The 18,801-nt window shown below is 68.4% G+C and carries 8 protein-coding genes; 5 read left to right on the plus strand and 3 right to left on the minus strand.

The features are described 5' to 3' along the window. Positions 1–156 precede the first annotated feature (156 nt). A complete protein-coding gene (locus IPN47_08645; protein MBK9408102.1) occupies positions 157–2,298 on the plus strand; it encodes a PAS domain S-box protein in 2,142 nt (713 codons plus the stop codon). A 45-nt stretch (positions 2,299–2,343) separates the two neighbouring features. On the opposite strand, the gene IPN47_08650 is transcribed toward IPN47_08645, so the two are convergent. From IPN47_08650 to IPN47_08660, 3 genes are all read right to left on the minus strand, one after another. After that, a complete protein-coding gene (locus IPN47_08650; protein MBK9408103.1) occupies positions 2,344–2,517 on the minus strand; it encodes a hypothetical protein in 174 nt (57 codons plus the stop codon). 203 nt (positions 2,518–2,720) lie between these two features. Then, complete coding sequence (locus tag IPN47_08655) at positions 2,721–4,112, minus strand: Ig-like domain-containing protein (protein ID MBK9408104.1); 1,392 nt, start codon at positions 4,110–4,112, stop codon at positions 2,721–2,723. A gap of 152 nt (positions 4,113–4,264) precedes the next feature. Beyond that, positions 4,265–6,373, minus strand: coding sequence for a dehydrogenase E1 component subunit alpha/beta (locus tag IPN47_08660; GenBank protein MBK9408105.1), 2,109 nt, complete (start codon positions 6,371–6,373; stop codon positions 4,265–4,267). Positions 6,374–6,563: 190 nt separating this feature from the next. On the opposite strand from IPN47_08660, the gene IPN47_08665 reads away from it, so the two are divergent. The 4 genes from IPN47_08665 (at position 6,564) to IPN47_08680 (ending at position 18,801) form a co-directional block, all read left to right on the plus strand. Further along, positions 6,564–7,790 (plus strand): OmpA family protein, encoded by a 1,227-nt coding sequence (locus IPN47_08665; protein ID MBK9408106.1) that lies wholly within the window; start codon positions 6,564–6,566, stop codon positions 7,788–7,790. A 150-nt stretch (positions 7,791–7,940) separates the two neighbouring features. Then, a complete protein-coding gene (locus tag IPN47_08670; GenBank protein ID MBK9408107.1) occupies positions 7,941–8,423 on the plus strand; it encodes an HIT family protein in 483 nt (160 codons plus the stop codon). Positions 8,424–8,781: 358 nt separating this feature from the next. Beyond that, entirely contained in the window at positions 8,782–9,189 is a 408-nt protein-coding gene (locus IPN47_08675) for an HNH endonuclease (GenBank protein MBK9408108.1), read from the plus strand. Between the two features lie 450 nt (positions 9,190–9,639). Continuing rightward, entirely contained in the window at positions 9,640–18,801 is a 9,162-nt protein-coding gene (locus IPN47_08680; GenBank protein MBK9408109.1) for a DUF11 domain-containing protein, read from the plus strand.

An 18,801-nucleotide genomic window follows, 5' to 3' on the forward strand; every position in this document is an offset into this window, starting at 1 on the left:
CCTGCGCGCCAGCGAGGGGCGGCTCGCGGAGGCGCAGCGCATTGCCCATGTCGGCCATTGGGAGTGGGACCTCGTCACGGGCCACGTGGCCTGGTCCGACGAGACCTACCGCATCTTCGGGCACGAGCCGGGGACGATTGAGCTGACCGCGGCCGCGTGGACGGACATGATTCATCCGGACGACCGGGCGCGCGCAGGGAAGACGCCGTCCAGGCCGCGATCCGGACCGGTGCCCCGTACGAAGTCGAGTACCGGCTCGTGCACCCCAGCGGCGAGCTGCGTACCGTGGCCTGTGCGGGCAACGTCTGGGCCGCCGACGATGGCACGCCGCTTCGGACTTTTGGGGTGATCCAGGACATCACCGACCGGCGACACGTGGAGCGCGAGCTTCGCAGGAGCGAGGCGCGGTTTCGCGTCTTCGCGGACCATGCCACCGATGCCTTCTTCCTCCACGATGCCGGCGGTCGCATCCTCGACGCCAATCGGCAAGCGTGCGAGTCGTTGGGCTACTCCCGCGACGCGCTCGTGGGCCAGCTCCCGTCCATCTTCGACGACGAATTCCACCTCCTCGACCTCGAAAGCCTCGGCCGTAGCCTGCTGTCGGGGCAGACGGTCTGCTTCGATTCGCGCCATCGGCGCCGCGACGGCAGCACCTTCCCAGTCGAGGTTCGCCTGCGCCCGTTCAAGGAGTCAGGGCTGCTGCACTCGGTCTCGCTCGCGCGCGACATCACCGATCGCATGCGTGCCGAGATGGCGCTGCGCGAGAGCCATGCGCTCCTGCAGTCGGTGATCGAGGGAACGTCGGACGCGGTCTTCGTGAAGGACGTCGCCGGGCGGTACCTGATGATGAACGCCGCCGCGGCCCGCCTGCTCGGCTGCGCCCCGGAAAACGCGACCGGAAAGTCGGACGAGGAGCTGCTCCCGGCCGGGATGGACGAGGCCCACCGTTCGCGGGAGCTCGAGGTGATGGCAAGTGCTCGCGAGCAGACGTACGAGCACGTGGTGAGCCTGCACGGGCATTCGCGCACCCTGCTCACGACGACGGGGCCGTACCGCGATGCCCGCGGGAACGTCATCGGCGTGGTGGCCATCTCGCGCGACGTCACGGAACTCAAGCGGATGGAAGGGCAGCTGCGCCAGGCGCAGAAGATGGAGGCCGTGGGCCAGCTCGCCGGTGGGGTGGCCCACGACTTCAACAACCTGCTCACCGTCATCAACGGCTACAGCAACCTGCTGCTCAACCAGCTGGAGCCCGGCGATCCCGACCGCGACCTCATCGCCGAGATTCGCCACGCCGGGGAACGCGCCGAGACGCTCACTCGCCAGCTGCTCGCCTTCAGCCGCAAGCAAGTGCTGCAGCCGCAGGTGGTGCGGCTCAACGCGGTGCTCGAGGATCTGCACAAGCTCCTCCGCCGGCTGATCGGCGAGGACGTGGACATCGTGCTCTCCCTCGACCCGGACCTCGGGCTCACCAAGGTCGACCCGGCGCAGTTCGAACAGGCGATCATCAACATCGCCGTGAACGCCCGTGACGCGATGCCCGGCGGGGGACGGCTTCGCATCGATACCGGCAACGCCGAGTTGGATGACGCGTATGCGGCGGAGTTCCCGGGCGTGCGACCGGGGCGCTACCTGCGCATCACCTTGCGAGACTCCGGCGTGGGGATGGATGCGACCACCAGCGCCCGCGTCTTCGAACCCTTCTTCACCACGAAGGTGCAGGGGAAAGGGACGGGGCTCGGCCTCGCGATGGTGTACGGCTTCGTCACGCAGTCGGGCGGGCACATCGAGGTGCAGAGCGAGCCGGGGAACGGCACCGCCTTCCACGTCTACCTGCCGCGCGACGACTCCACCGTACCGTCCGATCGCCCGCCCGTCGATCAGCCGGAGATGCCGCGGGGGGCGGAGGTCGTGCTGATTGCCGAGGACGAGGGATCGGTTCGATCGCTGTCGCGGATGATCCTCTCGTCCTGCGGCTACACGGTGTTGGAGGCCAGCGACGGCGAACAGGCGACGGTCGTCGCCCGTCAGCATCCGGGGAAGATCGATCTGCTCGTCACCGACGTCGTGATGCCGCGCATGAGCGGGCCGCGCCTGGCCGAGCTGCTCACCGCCGATCGTCCCGGGATGCGCGTACTCTTGCTCTCAGGATACTCCGGCGAGGCGGTGACCCGGCACGGGACGCTCGCTCCGGAGACCGCCTTTCTCCAGAAGCCGTTCGGGCCCATGGAACTCGCGCGGAAGGTGCGCGAGGTGCTCGATGCCCCGCCGAGCGCGAAAAACGCCGCTGGTCCTTAGGACCGGCGGCGTCGGGTTGCGGACTGGGATTTCGACCGTGCGAGGCTATCCGAGCTGCACGAGCCAGAGGGCCATGAGGAGCATCCCTGCGACCGTCACGAGGATCATGCGCCCGCGCGGCGAGATGGCCCCATTGGGCCCCGCCACGAGTCGCTCATGATGCGACTCCTTTTGCCAGATTGGATGACGCCGCACTTCGATGTGGGAGATCTGCTGCATCGCCCCTCCGGGAGTTGACCACACATTCTGCGACCGGGATCACGCAAATCACTTCCCGGTCGTGACTTACAATCAACGGATCCCTCGGCCGCCAGTACACTCGGGGAAGCCCGAGGTGGGGATCGTCTCATGTGTTGTGCAACTCGCGGGCCGCGCCGAGCCGACGGTCGCCCCGCCCCCGGGCCGGCTCACCGCCTGACGCGTTACTCGAGCACGAGGATGGTGAAGTAGGTGTCGGCGGGGTCGCCGTTTCCGCGATTCCAGCACCGAACGGTGGCGTCGAGCGAGCTGCCATCGCCGCTGTTGCTCCATCCCTGGACTTGGCAGGTGAAGAGCCCTCCGCCGTAGGGAGAGACGTGCACGGTTTCCGGGCGGCTCCCCACCTTGGCCAATCCGGGGAACGAGACGAGGTAGCTCCCGGTGGCCTGATGGGTGATGCGCACCGGCTCACCCGACGACGTCCGCTGGTAGGGCATGCTGGGGGTATAGGTGCCGCCCAACGGCGTCGATGGCTCGTTGGACCAGGCGAAGCCGAAGCGCTTGCCCGGGCGCCCGCTCTCGATCATCAGGAGGGAGAAGCGGGCGTCGGCCAGGGCGCCGCTCGGCGCGTAGCAGATCACGCTCGCCCAGACCCCCTTGTTCCACGACGACACCTTGCAGAGGTCCGGGGCCCCGCCGTAGGTCGACACGAAGTAGTTCTGGGGCGTGTCGGTCGGGGCACCGTTCATCTGGACGAGGTAGCTCCCCGCGGTCGAGCGCGAGATCCCGACCCCATCGGCAAACGACGAAAAGGTGTTGGTCGGCTCGGGGGCGAACTGCGACGCGGCGTCGCCCGCGACCGTGAATCCTAGCCGCGACGGCAGCGAACGAGAGCCGACGACGAGCACGGAGAAGCGCGTGTCGATGCTGGCGCCGCCGAAGGTGTAGCAGGAGACGGAGACGTCGAGGTCGAGCCCGTTGGGGGCATTGGCCCAGCCATTGAGGTGACAGCGCTCGCCGTTGGAGCCGAACGGAGTCACGAGGACGGTTTCGCGAAAGGTGCTGTCGACCTTGGCCATCCGTTCGAACGACACGAGGTACGAACCGGCGCTGCTGCGCGTGACGCGGATCCCGCCCCCGGTCTCGTTATGCTGGTAGGACGATGTCGGGGCGTACATGGTGCTGGTCGACGGGTCGTGGATCCATGCGTAGGCGAGACGCCGGGACTCGCTCGTCAGGCGGACGGTCACCGGGACGGTGGCGCTGGCCTGGCCCGCGGTCGCGGTGACGGTGACGGCACCGTGTCCCTTGCCCACGAGGCGGCCGCCAGATGCAACACTGGCCAGCGCCTCACTGGAGACGGACCAGGTGATGGTGGCGCCCTCCAGCGCTCGACCGGTCGCGTCACGCGCGTCGGCGACCAGTTGGATGGTGTCGCCCGCATACAGCGGAGCGGCGACCTCCCGCACGGCCAGCGAGGCGACGAGCGCGTTCACGCCGTCGGGCGCGATCGCGTTGCCGCTCTCGCCCGAGCATGCGCCGACAAGCAGCAGCGTCGCCACGCGCACGACGCGTGACGTCTGACCAACACCGGATTCGTACGGACGCTTTGACATGATCTCCCCCAACGGACACGAAGTCTCCTGACACGTGTCAGTGTCGGCATCGCGTGGGGGAGAACTGAAACGGCCGCGCCCGGTGAACGAACGTCGGGCCGATCACCCATCCACGGTGACCGGCCCGACATTTGTGATGCGTTCGACGTCGCCTAGTACGTCACGATCTCGCGATAAGCGCGCGTGAAGTCGTCGATCTGTGGAAGGATCGCGTCCTCGAGCTGTGGGGCATAGCCGACAAACGTGTCGGTGCTGGCGACCCGCTTGACGGGAGCGTCGAGCCACGCGAAGCAGTCATCGGCCACGCGAGCGGCGATCTCCGCACCATAGCCCCACGAGATCGAGTCTTCGTAGGCCACGATGACGCGACTCGTCTTCTTCACCGAGGCGTAGACCGTCTCCTGGTCCCACGGCGAGAGCGTGCGCAGGTCGATCACTTCGACGGAGATCCCCTCGTCGGCGATCTGGTTGGCGGCGGCCAGCGCGCGTTGCACCGTCGCGCCGTATGTGACAAGCGTCACGTCGCTCCCTTCGCGCACGACCTTCGCCTTGCCGAACGGGATCATGAAGTTCGGCCCGGGATACGCCGCCTTGTTGTAGGTCTGGCGGTAGAGATGCTTGTGCTCGAGGAAGATGACCGGATCGTCGCAGCGAATGGCGGTGCGCAGCAGCCCGTTGGCATCGAGCGCGGTGGCCGGGCACACGACGCGCAGCCCCGGGTTGTGCGTGAAGAGCGACGCCCCGGTCTGCGAGTGATAGATGGCGCCGCGGATGTAGCCGCCGTATGTCGTGCGAATGACCACCGGCGCCGCGAAGTGGTTGTTCGAGCGCCAGCGCATCGTGGCCAGCTCGTCGCGGATCTGCATGAAGGCCGGCCAGATGTAGTCGAAGAACTGGATCTCGACCACCGGCTTGAAGCCGCGCGCCGCCATGCCGATGGCGCGGCCGACGATGTTCGCTTCGGCCAACGGTGAATTGTAGACGCGCGTCGAGCCAAACTCCTTCTGCAGCCCGTGCGTGACCTTGAACACGCCCCCCTTGCCCTTGACCTTCCCGGCATACGCTTCGCGCGAGACGTCGGCCACGTCCTCGCCAAACACGACGATGCGCGGGTCGCGCCGCATCTCGTCCTTCATGCAGGCGTTGAGCAGGTCGACCATCGTCGTGGCGTTGCCCGAGAACTGCGGGTCGTCCTCGGTGTCGAACGACTCGCTCGTCGGGTCGACATCGGGGGAATAGACGGCGAAGTGCACCGTGGAGGCGTCGGGCTGCGGCTGGCCTAACGCGTCATCGGTTGCGGCGAGGATCTGCGCGTCGACGTCATCACGGATCTGCTGGATCTCCTCGTCGGTCGCGAAGCCGTTCGCCACCAGCCAGAGCGGGAAGGTGGTGAGCGGGTCGCGCGCGGCATCGGCCGCCCGCTCCTCGGGGGGACGATAGAGCACCTCGTCGTCCGAGAGCGAGTGCGAGTACGGACGGATGACGTGCGCATGCACGAACGCCGGCCCCTTGCGGTCGCGTACGTGCTGGATGGCGCGCTGCAGTACCTCGTAGCTGGCGAAGAAGTCGCAGCCGTCGACCTCCTGGATGTAGAGCCCGGGGAACGAGCTCACCAGCTTGGAAATCGACCCGCCCGCCGTGTTCACCTCGACCGGGACGGAGATCGCGTACTGGTTGTCCTGGATGACGTAGAGGACCGGGAGCTTCAGGTTCGACGCCGTGTTGAGGCTCTCCCAGAACTCACCCTCACTGGTCGTCCCGTCGCCCGACGCCACGTAGACGATCTCGTCGGACTGCACCCCCTCGGTCAGCCCCAGCGCGGTGAGGCGCTGGATTCCCTCGGCACAACCGACCGCCTGCAGGAACTGCGTCCCCGTGGGCGACGAGTTGCTGACGATGTTGAGCGCCTTGTGCCCGAAGTGCGACGGCATTTGCCGCCCGCCGGAGTTAGGGTCGATCGCGGCGCCCACCGCTTCGTAGAGCATCTCCTCGGGCGTCATCCCGAGGGCGAGGCAGAGCGCGCGATCGCGGTAGTACGTGTAGAACCAGTCGTAGGCCGGACGCAGGAGCAGCCCGGCCGCGGCCAGCACTGCCTCGTGCCCGGCACCGGAGATCTGGAAGAAGATCTTGTTCTGACGCTTGAGCTGGATCTCCTTGTCGTCGATGCGGCGCGACAGGAGCATGACCCGATAGGCCCGCTGTAACTGCTCGCGCGAAAGGCCAGAGACGTGCGGACGCTCGGTTCTGGTCGATGTCGCCATTGGAATCGCGTGCTGGAGGAGGGGTGCGGCAATCGCCCAAAGATACGTCGGTCACCCGGAGAGCGAAGACTGGGTAGTTCCACTCTTACCCGTACGGGGGGCGATCCCCAGCATTGAGGGCGCGGCAACGCCTGCGCGACCCGATGCGCCCCGACAGCGCTGCCGCACCCTCCAGTGTGGCGAGGCTTCTATGAAGCGGTTCTGCAAGGTCTTTTCCTTCATCATGTTGGCCGCGGCTGCGGTGTCGACTCCCGCCCCGGGGCAGAGCATCAAAGACCGGATCAAGCGCAAGGCCGAGGAATCGGTCGGGCGGAAGATCGACAAGGCCGTCGACTGCGCCATGGGCGACACCAAGTGCATCGAGAAGGCCAAGTCCGAGGGGAAGACGGTCAACGTCGTCCCGGCGAAGGACACGGTCCCCAAGAAGGCGGCCGAGGAGGCGAAGGGAACGCCTGGCGAGAAGGGGGCGACGGGCGCCGATGCGCTCAAGCCGGGTGAAGGGGCATGGGCCAACTTCGACTTCAAGCCGGGCGAACGTGTCCTCTACGCCGATGACTTCATGAAGGACGAAGTCGGCGACTTCCCGCGCTCGCTGGAGTTCGTCAGCGGTTCGATGGAGATCGTCGAATGGCAGGGGGCCCGCTATCTGCGGGCGATGAGCGACGCGAAGTTCCAGATCGTCTTGCCGCAGCCGCTCGCCACGCGCTACACGCTCGAATTCGACCTCGCCGTCCCCGCGGGCGCGCTCTGGATCTCGCCCCTGGACGACGAGCACCTGCAGCGTCTCGAGTTCCACAACGGCGCCCGCATCGGCTATCACGAGGATGGGCGCGCGTACACGGGGACCGAGTGGGTCGAGGCCTTCCGCGGCAAGATGTATCGCGCGCGCGTGATGGCCGATGGGCGCTACGTGAAGCTGTACATCAACGACCAGCGGCTGGCGAACATCCCCAACGGGACCGCCGCGCGCGGCAGCAAGATCCTGTTCTACGTCGATGGCAGCCAGGAGCAGCCGGCAATGTTCGGGGCCTTCCGGCTCGCCGCCGGTGGGAAGAAGCTGTACGACGCCCTGGCGGAAAAGGGGCGCGTGGTGACGCAGGGGATCTACTTCGATACGGGCTCCGATCGCATCCGCCCCGAATCGACCCCGACGCTGCGCGAGATCGTGGCGATGCTCAACGAACACGCCGATCTCCGGCTTCTGATCGAGGGGCACACCGACAACGTCGGGAATGCCGAGTCGAATCAATCCCTTTCGGAGAAGCGCGCGGCGGCGGTCGTACGGTTCATCACCGAGCAGGGGATCGACGCGGCGCGACTCTCGTCGAAGGGGCTCGGCGCCACCAAGCCGGCAGAGCCGAACGACACGCCCGAGGGGCGGCAGAACAATCGACGTGTCGAGTTGGTGAAGATGTAGGATGCGTTTGCGCCTCGATGTGGCGCGTGCGCTGCGAAAACCACGGTGTTTCCCCTCCATTAGGGTGGGGAAAACCGCTTGAGACCGGACGTGCGTCGTGGCATCCGTCCTGCTCCGATGTGCTGCACGCCACTTTGAGGAGTTCCCTGCATGCCCGCCCCCAGCAAGCCCTGCATCTTCTGCGACCTGATCAACGGGGCGGGAGAGGTCTCGATCTGCTACGAGGACTCGAGCGCGATCGCCTTCATGGACATTCAGCCCGTCAATCTCGGGCACGTCCTGGTCGTTCCGCGCGAGCACTTCGAGTCGTTGAGCGACATTCCGCCAGAACTGGCCATGCACCTCTTTGACGTGGCGCTGCGCCTCTCGCCCGTCGTGCGGCGGCTCAATGGGGCCGACGACATGAACCTGGTGGTGAATTCGGGGACGGCGGCGGGGCAGAACGTCTTTCACTACCACGTGCACCTCATCCCCAGAAAGAACGGGGATGGATTCGACATTCCGCTCCCCTTCCCGGGGTCGACGATGCCCGATCGCACGCTGCTCGACGCGATGGCCGTCCGCATGATCGCCGAACTGCGCGACCCGGTGCGCCAGCAGATCGCCCGGCGGCTCACGGTGATGAGCGCCTAGGGCGCCGCGACACGTCAGGCACGTGTTCGGTCGTCGCGGACGACACTGAGGCCGCCCTCCGGGGCGGCCTCGTTGCGTTGCGCGCGTCTGTGGTCGGGGGGAGGGGGCGACGTCTCGAGCGCGTTGCAGTTTCGACCGGGACCTTGCGCGCCGCGCCGCGGTATCTCATAAGTACCCTAACGCGGGTCCGACGACCCCCGCATAACGGGAGGACGATGCCGGGAGTGTGTTCACACGCTTCGTGCGAACCGACCATGCCGCGACACCGATCGCGGCATCTGGCATCGTCTCCCCTCCACTCGCGACACCCCGCCCCGGCCAGCCCGGGGCGGGGTGTCGTCTTTTCCGGCGAGGTGCAATGTCTCGACGTGGGATTCTCCGGGTGGTCCATCCTCGCGCGCCGCGCGGCCGTCGTCCCGACGACACGCGCGCCCGTCACCTGCACTTTCGTGACGTCAAACGTGCACTCAAGCATGCCGCAATGCGCGACTGCGGACGGCGGTGCGTGTACTGCGCCGACCGGCTCGCCCTGGATGAAGCCACCTTGGACCACGTCTACCCGCTGGCGCGCGGCGGGACCCACGCCTTCGGCAACGTCGTGACCGCCTGTGCCAGGTGCAATCGGCTCAAGGGTGACATGCTCCCGCACGAGTTCTTCGCCCGTTTTCCCTGGGCGGGGGCCAACTTCGTCCGCTACGCGCGCGCGGTGCACCGTGCCCTCAAGCGTGGGGCTCGGCGGGCGGTGAGCCTGGCGTACGCCGCCTAGCAGCTGCGCTGAGCAGCCGCCGCGCTGAGTAGCCGCCGCGCTGAGCGTCGTGCCGAGCGGTCACCGTTAGGGGGCGCCCCTCCTGAGCTCGGCCGGGGACGGTCCTTGCGGCCGCTCCGGCCCGCTTCGCCGCGTATGCATCACTGCCGCCGAAGCGACGCGCGCGTGCCACACCTCGTTTGGGGTGCCCGGAGACCCGTCAGCCGCCCTTCCAGCCTTCGGTCCCGTTTCTGGAAGTGCGGGAGATGCCGATGGTCCCTGGCGTCGCATTCGGTCATTTTGTCCGACGGGGTCGGGCAGGATGTCCGGATCCTGCGCTCCCTCGTGGAGGGAGGGCATGAAGGCGCCGCGTCAGGGCGCTGCTGAAGACGTGCCGCCCGTGGTGACCTATGGCACGGGATTTTCTTCTAGTTAGGCGCCGTGTTGTCTCTCTCCCCACCGCAATTCCGAATGTTCCCGATCGCTAACGTCCCTGCGTCCGCGCAGGCTTTCGTCCTTTGGTTCGCTGCGGCGGTCGCCCTCGCCGTTCCCGCCGGTCCCCTGGCGGCCCAGCGTCTCGCGCCGCAGGGACCGGCGATCGGCAATGTGCGGGCGATGGCCTATCCCGCTACCGGGTTCGTGGGGGCCCCCGCGCGCGCCGCGCGGGTCGCCGACGCCACGACACCGGCCGGGGGGCGCTCGGCGGGGCGAGTGGAGCGTGCGCTCTTCGCGCAGCTCTTCAGCGGGAGCCTGATCAAGACGGTGACGGACTTGAACGGCGGGAACGTGATGCCGGGCGACGTCCTCGAGTACGTCATCACGGCGACCAACACGGGGCCGCACGACGCGCTCTTCTCGATCCTGTACGACACGATCCCCGCCAACACGACGTACCAGAGCAACTCGCTGCGCATCCTGACGGGGCCTAACGCGGGGGCCAAGACCGACGCCACCAACGACGACCAGGCGCAGTACGACGTCGCCCCGCGACGCGTGCGCTTCCGGCTCGGGGTGGGCGCGACCGGCGCGAAGAACGGCACCATCGCACCCGGGGCGTCGACGTCGCTGAGCTTTCGCGTCACGATCAATGGCGCGACGGCGCCGGGCACGGTCATCAGCAACATCGCGACGATCACGTACACCGACACGGTCGACAAGCAGTTCGAGATTCACCAGAAGTCGCTCCCCGTAGGGGGGCTCGTGACCGGCGAACCGACCGACATCACGGTGACCGTCCCGGACCTCACCATTGCCAAGTCGCACAGCGGGTCGTTCACGCGCGGCAAGAGCGCGACCTACACGTTGGCCGTCTCGAACATCGGCAACGGCGGCAGCACCGCCGCGATCTCGGTCAGCGACGTCCTCCCGGCCGGCCTGACGCCGACGGCGGCGAGCGGCACGGGGTGGTCGTGTACCATCGCTGCCCAAACCGTGAGTTGCACCAACCCCGGGCCGGTCGCTGCCGGGGCGAGCCTGGCTCCCATCACGCTCACCGTCGACGTCACGGCCACGGCCCCGTCGTCGCTCACCAACACCGCGACGGTGTCGGGCGGGGGCGAAACCAACACGGGGAACAACAGCGCGTCCGACCTCACCACGGTCGTCGACCCGCTGATCGACCTCGCGATCACCAAGACGGAGCCCTCGGCATCGGTCACCGTCGGCAGCAACATGACGTACACGATCGGGGTCGCCAACGTGTCGAGCGACGCGACGATCGGCCCGATCACCGTGACCGACATCCTCCCGGCGGGGCTCACCTACGTGGGGGTCAGCGCGACGGGATGGAGCTGCGGCATTGCCGGCCAGACGCTGACGTGTACGTACCCGACCGCGCTCGCTGGCGGAGCCTCGCTGCCGGACATCCTGCTCACGGTGAGCGTGGGGGCGGCGGCTGCTCCGCTCGTCACGAACATCGCGACCGTCTCCACGACGGTTCCCGACGCCGTCCCAGGCAACAACTCGGCGTCCGAGGCCACGCCGGTGGTCGTGCCGGCTCCCGACCTCACGCTCGCGAAGGCGGCAACCGGCCCCTTCACCGTCGGCGCGAACGCCAGCTACACGCTCACCGTGTCCAACGTGGGGACGTCGGCCACGACCGGGGCGATCTCGGTCACCGACATCCTCCCGGCGGGGCTCACCTTCGTGTCGGCGACCGGGACCGGGTGGACCTGTTCGCACGCGGCGGGGACCGTCAGCTGCTCGACGCCGGGACCGGTCGCCAATGGGGCATCGCTCCCGGCCATCACGCTGACGGTGGACGTGGGCGCGGCCGCCGCGCCGAGCGTGCTGAACGCGGCGACGGTCTCCACGACCGGCGACGGCAATGCGACCAACAACACGGGGAGCGTGACGACGCCGGTGAGTGCCCCGGCCTCGATCGATCTCGCGATCGCCAAGACGCACAGCGGGACCTTCGTCGTCGGCACGACGAACAGCTTCACCCTCACCGTGTCCAACGTCGGGACGTTGCCGACGACGGGCGCCGTGACGGTCACCGACATCCTTCCGACGGGACTCACCTACAGTTCGGCAACGGGGAGCGGCTGGACTTGCGGGAACGCCGGTGCCACGGTCACGTGCACGAACCCCGGCCCCATCGCGGCCGGCGCGTCGACGGCGATCACGCTCACGGTGACCGTAGGTGCCGCGGCGCTCCCGACGGTGACCAACACCGCGTCGGTCGCGACGGCCGGCGACACCAACGGGGCCAACGACAGCGCCAGCGATCCGGTCACGGTCGGTGCCCCCGACCTCACGATTGCGAAGACGGCGTCGTCGGCCTTCACGATCGGCAGCAATGCGACCTACGCGCTGGCCGTCTCGAACGTCTCGACGACGGCGACGACGGCGAGCATTTCGGTGAGCGATGTCCTCCCGGCCGGCCTGACCTTCGTCTCGGCCACCGGAACCGGCTGGACGTGCGGGCACGCCGCTGGAACCGTCAGCTGCACGCACCCCGGCCCGGTGGCCGGCGGGGCGGCGCTCCCGGTCATCACTCTCACGGTGGCGGTCGGTGCCCCGGCCGCGCCGAGCGTGACGAACACCGCCACGGTCAGCACGGCGGGCGACACCAACGCGGGCAACAACGCGTCGAGCGCGCTCACCCCGGTAACGTCGGCCCCCGTCCTCGACCTCTCCATCGCCAAGAGCCACAGCGGGACCTTCGCGGTGGGGGCGAGCGGCAGCTACACGCTCACCGTCCGCAACGTCGGCACGATTCCGACCACCGGCGCGATTACCGTCAGCGACAACCTCCCCGCCGGACTCACCTACCGCTCGGCGACGGGCACCGGGTGGAGCTGCGGCGCGGTGGGCGCGCTCGTCACCTGCACCAACGCCGGTCCGCTGGCGACCGGGGCGACGAGCACGATCACCCTCGTCGTCGACGTCAACGCCGCGGCGATCCCCTCGATCATCAACACGGCAAGCGTCGCCACGCCAGGCGACTCCAACCCGGCCAACAACAGCGCCTCCGATCCCACGACCGTCGCGTCGCCGATCGACCTGCAGCTGACCAAGAGTGCGACCTCCGCGTTCGTGGTGGGCGCGAACGCGACGTACCTGCTCGACGTGACGAACGTCGGTGCGGGGGCCACGACGGGGGCGATCACCGTCACCGACGTCCTCCCCGCCGGACTGACCTACCTTTCGGCAACGGGGGCGGGCTTCACCTGCTCGGCGTCCGGGCAGGCGGTGACGTGTACGGCGCCGGGGCCGATGACGGCGGGGCAGAGCATCGGGATCACGCTCACCGTTGCGGTGGGGAGCGCGGCGGCGCCGGGGGTCACCAACACGGCCACCGTCTCCACGCCGGGCGACGGCAATCCGGCCAACAACACCGGGAGTGTCTCCAGCGCCGTGGCGCCGGGGGTCGACCTGGCGATCACCAAGGTCGCGAGTGCGCTGACCACCGGGAGCAACGCGACCTTCACGCTCGGCGTGACGAACGTGGGCACCGGGAGCACGACCGGGACGATCACGGTCACGGACAACCTCGCGACCGGGTTGACCTTCCTGAGCGGGAGCGGTGCCGGTTTCACCTGCTCTGCGGCCGGGCAGCTCGTCAGCTGCACGCGCACCGCGGTGCTCACCCCCGGGCAGTCCGCCAGCATCACCATCACCGTCGCCGTCTCCGCGACCGCGGGCACGTCGATCGTCAACACGGCGACCGTCTCCACGCCGGGCGACAGCAACCTGCCGAACAACACGGCGACCGTCGGTCCGGTCACGGTGGGGACACCGGCGCCGGACCTCGCCATCACCAAGGCGGTGAACGGGACGATCCTCGCCGGGGGGAACGCGACCTTCACCATCGGCGTCCAGAACGTCGGGCAGGGGAGCACCACCGGGCCGATCACCGTCACGGACGTCCTGCAGTCGGGGCTGACCTTCGTGAGCGGGAGCGGGGCCGGATGGAGCTGCCAGGCGAGTGGACAGGTCGTCACCTGCACCAATGCCGGGCCGCTGGCACCGGGAGGCGCGACCACGTTGCAGCTGGTGGTCGCCGTCGCCCCGGGGGTCACCAGCGTGTCGAACACCGCATCGGTCGCCACCACGGGCGACAGCAACAGCGGCAACAACAGCGCCGCGACGGGCGGCATCCCGACGACGCCGGCGCCGGACCTGTCGCTCCAGAAGGCCGCGACCGGATCCTTCAGCGTGGGGCAGCCCGCCAGCTACACGCTCACCGTGACGAACACGGGAGCTGGCCCGACGATCGGCGTCATCACCGTCACCGACAACCTTCCGGCCTCGCTGCGCTTCGTGTCGGCGGCCGGTCCCGGATGGAGCTGCTCGGCGGCCGGGCAGCTGGTCACGTGCACCAACCCCGGCCCGTTGGCGCCGGGGGCCACCAGCACCATCACGCTGACCGTGCTTCCGACAGCGGCGGCGGCGCCATCGGTGACCAACACGGCGACGGTCATGACCCCGGGTGACACGAACGGCGGCAACAATACGGGGAGCAACACGACGCCGGTCGGCGGAACCGTCGACCTCGCGCTCGACAAGGTTGGTCCTGACAGCGTCTCGGTGGGTGGAGTCGCCAGCTACACGCTCGCCGTGCGCAACGTCGGGACGCTGCCCACGAGCACGGCGATCACCCTTGCGGACACCCTGCCGCCGGGCCTGACGTTCCAGACGGCCTCGGGCGGTGGATTCAGCTGCAGCGCCAGCGGCGCGGTGGTCACCTGCACGCGCACCACGCCGCCGCTGCTGCCCGGCGAGACGGCGACCGTAACGCTCACGGCACTCGTCACCGCGGGCGTGAGCGCTCCCGTCACCAACCGCGCCTGCGTCGCCACGACGCCTGACGCCAACGCAGCCAACAACTGCGATACCCAGACGACGGGGATCAGCGGCGGTGTCGACCTCGTGATGCTGAAGGACATCGTCGGTTCGCTGGTGATCGGCCAACCCGGGCGCTACACGCTCGGCGTGCGCAACGTCGGGACGGCGCCGGCCGCACCCATCATCACCGTGGTGGATACACTCCCCGCGGGGCTCGGCTTCCTCTCCGCCAGCGGCAACGATTGGATGTGTGCCGCTGTGGGCAACGTCGTCACCTGCTTGCGCTCGACGCCGCTCGCGCCGGGTGTCACGTCGACCATCGACCTCAACGTGAGCGTCAGTGCGCAGGCCGTCCCCGGCGTCAACAACTGCGCGAGGGTCAGTGCGCCGAACGAAACGGGGAGCCTGATCAACAATACGAGTTGCGTGGCTGTCCCGGTCGCGGGCGTCGGCGTGCTCGAACTCGAGAAGCGCGTCTCCAAGTCGGAGGCGCAGGTGGGCGACGTGATCGACTACACGGTGACGGTGAAGAACACCGGCGCCGGTGACGTGACGGACGCTGTCGTGAGCGATACCCTCCCGGTCGGCTTCAGCTACGAAGCGCGCACCGCGCGCCTGGGGCGGTCGTCGACTGCAGAGCCGGCGGGGGCGCCAGGCCCGTTGCTGGCCTTCAGCCTCGGTCGCATCGCGCGCGGGAGTTCGGTCACGCTGACGTACCGCGTGCGCATTGGCGTCGGGGCTCGCATCGGCGTGAACACCAATGTGGCGGTGGCCAGCAGCGCCGGCGGCGGGACGAAATCGCCGCCGGGGTACGCGTCGACGCGAGTCATCGGAGGCTTCTTTCAGGAGCGCGGGGCCATCGTCGGCAAGATCTACCTGCAGTGCAACTGTGCCAGCGAGCTGCAGGAAGGCGGTGAGGTCGGGATCCCCGGCGTCCGCGTCTTCCTCGAGGATGGATCGTCGGTCGTCACCGATGTGGAAGGGAAGTACTCCTTCTACAACGTCGCGTCGCGCCTGCACGTGGTGAAGATCGATCGCGCGTCGCTGCCGCAGGGTGCGGTGCTGACGCCGTTAGGCAACCGTAACGCGGGCGACGGATACTCGCGCTTTGCGGATGTGAAGATGGGCGAACTACACAAGGCCGACTTTGCCGACGGCTCGGGATCGGCCGAGGTGCTGGCGCGCGTGCTCGAGCGCCGCCGTGGCGGCGAAGTGAACGGTGCGGGCGAGCGTCCGGTGAGCTCGACCTATCCGGAAGCGGAAGGGGCGGTGCTCGCCGCCACGACACCGCGTGATACGCTGCGCGGCGAGGCCCGGGCGGCGTACGACCTCGCCAACACTCGCGGGACGTCCGGCACGACGATGCTCGCCGCGACCCCGCTGCATCCCAAGGGGCCGAATGGCGGACAGTCGCAGTCGTATTCCCCGCTGCTCGGCAATCGGACACTTACCGATCGCAACTCGCAGTTGCCGGTCACGCCGCTCAACGCGCGTGATCGTCGCACGGTGTCCCCGGCGGCCCCGGGGCGCCTGGAAGTCGCCGTCGAGCCTAACGCCATTCCGGCGGACGGTCAGACGCTCGTCCCGGTGTACGTGCGCATCCTCGATGCGTCGGGCGAGCCGGTGAAGGGGACCGCGACTGCCACGCTGGAGTCGTCGCTGGGCCGCTGGCTCGATGCCAGCGCGCTGGAGGTTGCCAATCAGGGATTGCAGGTGACGCTCAAGGACGGCCAGGGGGCGTTCTACCTGGTCGCACCGGGCGACCCGGGGCGTGGCGAGTTGCGCGTCACCACCGACCTCGGCGAGATGACGCTTCCGTTGACGTTTGTCGCCTCGGCGCGCCAGCTCACGGCGACGGGGCTCCTCAACGCGCGCGTCGACTTGCGTGCGCTCCTCTCCGGGGGCAATGCGCTCGCCAGCGATGCCGACGGCTTCGAGGAGGCATTGCGCGACTGGAGCACGGAGAACAACGACGGAAAGGTGCGCGCCGGTGCGCGTGGCGCCCTCTTCCTCAAGGGACGCGTCGCGGGCGACCGCCTGCTCACCCTCGCGTATGACTCGGAACGCGATCGCGGCCGCACCTACTTCCGCGACATCCGTCCCGACGACTTCTACCCGACGTACGGCGACGGCGCACTGCGCGAGTTCGATGCGCAGTCGCGGCGCCGATTCTATGCTCGCCTGGACAACGGGACGTCGTACACCCTGTTCGGCGACTTCCAGACCGCACGCGCCGACGAGCGTCGGGTGATCTCGGCATACGACCGCACGCTCAACGGTGCCGTGCAGCACTTCGACGGCGGGCGCGGACGGGCGACGCTGTTCGCCAGCCAGGGGCGCGGGCGCCAGGTGGTGGATGAGCTCCCCGGCCGTGGCATCTCCGGGCCATACGCGCTCACGCGCGCCGAAGGGCTGGTCAACTCGGAACGCGTCGAGATCGTCACGCGCGACCGCAACCAGCCGTCGGTGATCCTCTCGCGCACGGTGCTCACGCGCTTTGCCGACTACACCATCGAAGCGCTCACGGGCCGACTCATCTTCCGCAATCCGATCCCCAGCGCCGACGCCAACCTCAACCCGGTGTCGATTCGGGTGACGTACGAGGCCGAGTCGGCGGGCGGGGAGAAGTTCTGGGTGTACGGTGGCGACGCGTCGTGGCGCCTGACGAGTCGCCTCGAAGTGGGCGGTACGTATGCCCGCGACGAGAACCCGCTGCAGCTCACGCAGCTCGCCGGCATCAACGCAACGGCGAAGCTCGCGGCCGGCACCTTCCTCATGGGCGAGTGGGCGCGGACGGGGGTCGGTGACATCAATGGCAACGCGGCGCGCGTCGAGCTTCGCCATCAGTCGGAGCGCCTCGAAGGACGCGCCTTCGCGGTGCGCAGCGATGCCGACTTCAACAACACCTCGTCGACCTTCTACGGGGGACGTACCGAATTCGGCGGACGCTTCTCGGCACGACTCGATAGCGCCACGCGCCTGGTGGGCGAAGCGCTGCATACCGAGGACACCATGCGCGATGCCTCGCGCAACGGGATGCTCCTTGCCCTCGAGCGCCAGCTGAATCGCGCGTGGCGTGCGGAGTTCGGTTACCGCTACGCCAAGGAGTCCGGGGTCGTGACGCCGGGGCAGTCGACGCTCGCTCCGGTCGACCGCGACGTGAGCGCGATCCGCGGGCGCCTGACGTGGACGCTCCCGCAGCAGACGCGCACCGCGCTCTTCGCTGAGTACGAGCAGGATGTGCGCGATCCCTCGCACCGTGGCGCAGTGGGCGGCGAGTACATCCTTTCGAATCGCGCGCGCCTGTACGGGCGTCACGAGTGGCTTACGGGAGTGGAAGGAGCCTACGCCACCAACCTCGGCACCACGCAGCAGTACACGGTGTTCGGCATCGACGCCGACTACCTCCGCAACACGCGCATGTTCAGCGAGTACCGCGCGCGCGACGCCTACAGCGGGCGTGATGCGGAGGCGTCGATCGGGTTGCGCAACCGGTGGGCGCTCGGGCCGGGGCTCATCGTCAACACGAGCTTCGAACGGGTCTCGCCGCTCCACGCCGTGATACCAAGCGATGCACTCGCCATCACCGGCGGGGTCGAGTGGACCAAGCCGGCGCTCTGGAAGAGCACCGCGCGCCTCGAGTTCCGCAACGCCGACACCGGCGACAACATGCTCGCCTCGTTCGGCTACGCCCGAAAGCTCACGCGCGACTGGACCTTCCTCGGTCGTACGCTGTGGGACGTGGCCGACGTGCAGAACAACCAGACGCGCGGCTGGTCGCAGTTGGGCTTCGCGTGGCGTGAGACCGATCGCAATCGCTGGAATGCGGTCATGCGCTACGAGAACAAGGTCGAGCATTTCGGGGCGCTGGCCGCGACGCCGGCGACAGAGTCGGTGGCGCACATCCTCGCCGCCCTGGTCAACGTGCAGCCGACGAACCGCCTGACGCTCTCGGGTCGGTACGCCGCCAAGTCGGCGCGTGATGACGTGGGGCCGCTCTCCAGCCGAAACACCTCGCAGCTCTTCATGGGGCGCGGCATCTACGACCTCAATCGGCGACTGGACATGGGAGTGATCGGCTCGCTCCTCGCCACGGATGGGCTCTCGTCACGGCAGTACGGCCTGGGTGGTGAGCTTGGCCTCCTCGTGATGAAGAACCTCCGTGTGGCCGCCGGCTACAACCTGTTCGGCTTCACCGACAAGGACCTCAACACCTTCGGCACGACGCGAAAGGGGGCGTATCTGGAGCTCGGATTCAAGTTCGACGAGTCGCTCTTCGGTGTCGGCGGATCACCCGCCGCGCCGTGCGACAACGCCTGCCGCAGCGGCAAGGAGGACTGA

Source organism: Gemmatimonadota bacterium, from assembly GCA_016719105.1.
In the GTDB taxonomy this organism is placed as follows: Bacteria; Gemmatimonadota; Gemmatimonadetes; order Gemmatimonadales; family Gemmatimonadaceae; genus SCN-70-22.